The organism is Mycobacterium arosiense ATCC BAA-1401 = DSM 45069, assembly GCF_002086125.1.
GTDB classification, from domain to species: Bacteria; Actinomycetota; Actinomycetes; order Mycobacteriales; family Mycobacteriaceae; genus Mycobacterium; species Mycobacterium arosiense.
Genome location: NZ_MVHG01000146.1, coordinates 1 through 5,698, shown reverse-complemented (window position 1 = coordinate 5,698; position 5,698 = coordinate 1). Strand labels below are relative to the sequence as shown.

4 protein-coding genes are annotated in these 5,698 nt (G+C 62.0%); all 4 read right to left on the bottom strand.

Annotated features, from left to right (window positions below):
- Positions 1–401: 401 nt before the first annotated feature.
- Positions 402–3,302, bottom strand: a complete 2,901-nt coding sequence (locus BST14_RS27290) for an MMPL/RND family transporter (protein WP_083067403.1) — start codon at positions 3,300–3,302, stop codon at positions 402–404.
- Positions 3,299–3,760, bottom strand: coding sequence for an MmpS family transport accessory protein (locus BST14_RS27285; protein WP_083067405.1), 462 nt, complete (start codon positions 3,758–3,760; stop codon positions 3,299–3,301). Before BST14_RS27285 ends, BST14_RS27290 begins: the two co-directional genes overlap by 4 nt.
- Positions 3,757–4,260, bottom strand: a complete 504-nt coding sequence (locus tag BST14_RS27280) for a MarR family winged helix-turn-helix transcriptional regulator (RefSeq protein WP_306460742.1) — start codon at positions 4,258–4,260, stop codon at positions 3,757–3,759. Before BST14_RS27280 ends, BST14_RS27285 begins: the two co-directional genes overlap by 4 nt.
- A 188-nt stretch (positions 4,261–4,448) precedes the next feature.
- A complete protein-coding gene (locus BST14_RS27275; protein ID WP_142279644.1) occupies positions 4,449–4,859 on the bottom strand; it encodes a hypothetical protein in 411 nt (136 codons plus the stop codon).
- Positions 4,860–5,698 lie beyond the last annotated feature (839 nt).

The window sequence follows — 5,698 nt, the reverse complement described above, 5'->3', positions numbered from 1 at the left end:
CTGCGGCACTGACCGCTTGAACCATCATCTCGAAGAATCACAAGACGACCCCGTACACCACGTCCCTGGACTTGACCGTCTGGCGCGTGACGCCCTACGGATTTTCGTGCGATGAGATATGCGTGCGGCGTCGATTCGAAACCGTCGTCAGGCTGGCGAATCAACTCGGCATAAACGCCAAATCCTGCACTGGACAGCTGATTTGCAGCTCATTGGGGCTGCCGACGGATGAACGTCAGGTGGACACCTTGTCCGATCGCACTGGTGAGTATCCGCGGCTCATCGCCAACTTTGAAACGCCAGAGCGCCAGGCCGCCTGGCATCAGCACCCGGTTGAACTCCCGGGCTCGCCTCTCCAACTTATTGGTTGGAACGCCTGGAACGGTTCGCGAGCGCGTCGGTCAGTGCGTCACCGGCACGAACGCAGTGTCCTCTTCCTCGCCACCTTGGGGGGTTGCGTGGTTGCGGGACTTGATGTGCCAATCTCCGCGTGGGTAGACCACCTGGGGCCACCAGAACCACCGGCCGAGCATCGTGGCGATCGACGGCATCAGCAGCGAACGCACGATGAAGGTGTCGACGAGCAGGCCGATCGCGATGGTGGATCCCATCTGCGCCAGCACGATTAGGTCGCTGTAGAGCATGCCCGCCATGGTGGCCGCGAAGACCAACCCGGCCGATGTGACGACGCCCCCAGTGCCGGCCATCGACCGGATGATCCCGGTGTGCAGGCCGGCGTGGATCTCGTCTTTGAACCGGGATACCAGCAGCAGGTTGTAGTCGGATCCGACGGCCAGCAAGATGATGACCGACATCAGCATGACTAGCCACTCGATCGGTTTGCCGAACAGGTCTTGCCACAACAGCACCGAGATTCCGAACGATGCGGCGATGGAACTGGCGGCCGTGCCGACGATGGTCGCCGCCGCCACCGCGCTGCGCGTCAGGATCAGCATGATGATGAAGATCAGCGTCAACGCCGACACCACCGCGATCATCAAGTCGAACTTGGCGCCGTCGGCCATGTCCCGATAGGTCGCCGCCACCCCACCAAGGTAGATCTTGGCGTTCGACAGCGACGACATCTTCAGCGCCTCTTGTGCGGCCTTGCGCTCGGAATTCACCCGGGCGATGCCCTCGACGGTGGCGGGGTCGGACTCGTGGGTGATGAACATGCGTGCGGACTTGCCGTCCGGGGACAGGAACATCTCCAAACCGCGTTTGAAGTCGGGATTGGTGAACGCTTCTGGTGGCAGGAAGAAAAGGCTGTCGTTCTTGGAGTCGTCGAAGGCAGTGCCCATCGCGAGCGCGGTGTCGTTGGTGGCCTGCATCTGGTCGAGCAGAGCCTTCTGCGAGTTGTAGGAAGCGAGCGTCAGATCCCTGCTGACCTTCATCTGCTCGATAGTCTTCGGCAGCAGCGCAGTGAGCTTAGGGGCGAGGTCAGCAAGCTTGTCGGTGTTCTTCTGGTTCTCCTCAGTCAGATTCGTCGTCTCGTCGATGCCGTCGAGCGAGTCGAACAGCGACCTCAGCGCGTGGCACATCGGGATGTCATAGCAGTGCTTCTCCCAGTAGAAGTACGAACGCAACGGCCGGAACTCGTCATCGAAGTCCGCGATGTGGTCGCGCACCTCCTTGATGGCCTCAAGCAGTTGCTGCGACGTCTTATCAGAGGCCACCGTGAGGTTGGTCTGCTCCACCGAGAGTTGGTATTGCCTCTCCATGATGGCGATGGACTGGTTCATCGAGTCGACTGTCTTGAGCTGATTGGCCAGCTGATCGCGCTGGAACGGCAGGTTCAAGTTGCTTGTCTGCCCCGAGACGCTGGTCTGGAACGCAATCGAGCTGTGCTGGATCGGGATACCCAACGGCCGCGTGATGCTCTGCACCATCGCGATGCCCTCGGTGTGCATCACGTTGCGCGCCACCGCATTCAACACCAGCATGTCGGCGGGATTGCGCATGTCGTGGTCGGCCTCGACCATCAGGATGTCCGGATTCATCCGGGCCTGCGAGAAGTGCCGGTCGGCCGCGGCGAAGCCGACGTTCACCGGGGCATCGCTGGGTAGGTAGTAGCGGTCGTTGTAGGCCGGCTTGTACCCCGGGATGGCCACCAGGCCGATCAGCACCACGGCCAGGCTGGCCACGAAGATCGGTGCGGGCCAACGCACGACCGCGGTGCCGACCTTGCGCCAGAAGACGCTCTTGGGTGGCCGCTTGGATTCGTAGAGGCCGACCTTGCTGCCGAGGAATAGCACCGCCGGGCCGAGCGTCACGGCGATGAGCACCACCACGATCATGCCGATCGCGACCGGGGCACCCATGGTGGCGAAGTAGGGCAACCGGCAAAAGCTCAGGCAGTACGTCGCACCAGCGATCGTCAGACCAGACCCCACGATGACGGGTGCCACGGATTTAAAGGTGGCGTAATAGGAGTCGTTCTTATCCAGCCCCATGCCGCGATCTTCGCGATACCGGCCGAACAGGAAGATGCCGTAATCGGTGGCCGCCGCGATCGCCAGCATCGTGAGGATGCTGCCCGCGAACGTCGTGAGCCCGAACGCACCGTGCAAGGCCAGCACCGAGACCACGCCGCGGGCGGTGAGCAAGGCGAGGAATGTGAGGAAGAGCTGGATCAGCGTGGTGACGATCGAGCGGTAGACGATCAAGAGCATGATCGCAATGGCAGCCAGGGTGATGATGGTGATCACGCCGAGGCTGGCGTTGCCGATTACGTGTTGATCGCGGGTCAGGGCGGCAGGCCCGGCGACGTAGGCCTGCACGCCGTGGGGGGCCTTCGTCTCCTCGATGGCCTTGCGAACCGCTTCGACACCCGCGTTGGCCAGGGTCATGCCCTGCTCGCCGGCAAGGTTGATCATCACGTAGGACGCCTTGCCATCGGCGCTTTGCGCACCCGCCGCAGTCAGCGTGTCACCCCAGAAGTCCTGAATGTGCTGAATGTGTTCGGGATCCTTGCGCAGCTTGGCGATGATGTCGTCGTAGTACTTGTGGGCGTCGGGGCCGAGTGGCTTCTGGCCTTCGATGACGACCATGACCGTGCTGTTGGAGTTGAACTCCTTGAAGTTGGCGCCCATCAGCTTCATGGCCTTCATCGACGGCGCGTCCTCGGGCGCCATTGGCGCCGCGTGCAATTCGCCCACGACCTCGAGCTGCGGGGCGATCGTGTTGACGACGACCGCGACGAAAATCCAGAAGATGACGATCGGGAGGGACAGGATGCGCAGCAGATGCGGGAAATAGGGCCGGTGGCCCGACGACGTGGTCTCCGTGGTGGCGTGTGTCATGCGGACTTCACCAGGCAGTAGGTCTGGGCGTGGACGCCGTCGGCGGACTGCTGTTCACGGACGATTCCATTCACGGTGACGCGGCATCCAATCTGGTCGCCGTTGGCCTGTGCCATCAGGCTGGCGCTCACCGTCGGCAGCGTGGTGGACAGGGTGACGGTCCACGGAAGCACGGTAGTGACCTGATGCACCTTCGCATCCGGGTCGAAGTAGCCGATCTGCGCGGTGGCTCCCGGCGGCCCCCACACGTCGTAGACCACCACCTTGGGGTTGAACTGCACGATTTCGATTCCCGCTCCGGCATTAGCGTTGAGGTCCTGCGATGCGAAGACCTTGTGCAGACGCGAGACGACCAGTCCCGAGATGGCGAGGACGAGGATGACGACCAGGGGGACCCATACTTTCCCCAGCTTCGAGACACCGCGAGCCACCCAGTGGCCCACCGGAATCGCCTTCACCCACACACCTTTCGATCAGCGGCTGCCCGGCCAGGGGCCAGGCAGACTTCGGCGTTCTCGACGAGTTGGCGGATGATTGGGCCCGCGGCCAGCACCGACAGCCAGAGCAGGCGCTCCTGCTGCTGGTCGGTCAGCGTCTCCAACAACTCTGCGAGCCGCTGTGCTCGGACCTGCCTGCGACGAGCCATCACCTCCCGCCCAGCGGGCGTGATGGCCACCAGGGTCGCCCGGCCGTCGCTCGGGTCAGAGCATCGCGTCATCAGTCCCTGGCGCTCCAATCGCTGCACCAGCTGGGTCATGGACGGCTGACTGACGCCCTCACTGGTGGCAAGCGTCGTCAGCCGCATCGGCCCCTCGCGTCCCACGCGATTCAGCACGAACACCGCGGACACCGAAAGAGCTTCCCGTGGAGCCAAAAACCGCATCGTCAAGTCTGCGGCGTCATCGAGGAAGTCAACGACGTCCTCACGCACCTCGTACGCCCTCGCCCCCGTAGCCACGGACTCTATCTATATCACCAGGGCTATGTAACTGCTAGCCCGGAGTACGGAATCGGTCCAAGTCACTTGATCGTCGGCGATTGGTGGCGGGAACGTGGTCACGATGGATGAACCGTCGATGTCCTACCTAGACCGCTGATTGGCGCAGTGCGCCGCGAAACGGGAGCCTCACTGGTCGGCATCGACTTTCAGCGGCAGGGGTTCGGGTGGACTGTTAGATTCGCAGAGCTATCTAAGCTCGCGTCCACGCTCTGGTCTTCTAAAGGGATGGGTCTGCCGTGCGGCATCTGCCGACTGGACCATGCAAACTCTTCGTCGGCGCCGGGGCCACGGATGGCGCGGTCGGTGACGTCGTTGATGGACAGCAGGATCCGGTTTGGTGAGTCGATCTCGTTGCGGCGGCGTTGCAACCACACACTGTCATGACCCATCAAAGTGCCGTACTTGGCCATAAACACCGCCCGCCTGGTTTCGATGAGCCGCTGCGTTGACTCAAGCTGGCGACGAAGCTCCGGTTCGTGAGTGGCGTCGGTGGCGAAATTATCGCATATAAAACCGGTATCCCTTTGTCGCACAACTGTTTCGGCGGCAGGGTGCACCACCCGCTAGGCAGGGCCCGGTCCGCTCGCTTGTCGAGATGAATTATGTCGTAAAGGTCGGCGCCCTCGCCCAGCAGCCGTGCCGCCATTGCGGGTAGGCTTATCTGCTGGCCCAAACAGGAGGCACTGTGCTCAGCACGCAATGCACCCCATTGGGAATCCAGTCGGGCGGGCATACCCCTCTCGGCCAGCCAGCAGCGAGAACAGCAGGTGATAACGCAGATCGCCGTACCACCATAGGTGCTCGGAGAGCGCTGCGCTTCGGCGTCAAAGAAGATAGTCAATTACACCCGGGGCAAGAATGGGACTCTCCTTGTGTGGCACACGTACTCGAACTGCTACACGGTGTTGTGGGTTGCGACTGGCGACGTGCTCGAGGAACGACCGCTAATTCCGAAGCTGCCACGAACCTGCTCGTAGAGGAACGGTGCGACGTCGTTCCGCAGCTGGCGTATAGCGATAGAAGCCCAGTACTGGGCGCAACCTCGGCCGAACAGTTGCTTCGGACACCGCCCGCCTTGGGTGACATTGACGAACCTTCGGGTCGAACTCATCGCGTCGGACCGCAGTGAGAAAGTTGCCAAAGTCGTTGATTTGCACCGTGTTCCAACGCTTTGCGCTGTCCGAGATATGTCCCCACCACTGCGCCAGGTCGCGAGCATAGGTCTTGATGGTTGTCACCATGTCGCAATCACCTGTCAGTTGGGTTGAAACTACGCCTTGTTTGCGCAGAATTGGGAAGGTGCTGCGGGCGTGTCGTCGTGAACCGCCCCGGGATGTCTGGAGACTCCACTTCTTGGGAAGGTTGGAGTCATGTCAGGTGGTTCGTCGAGGAGGTA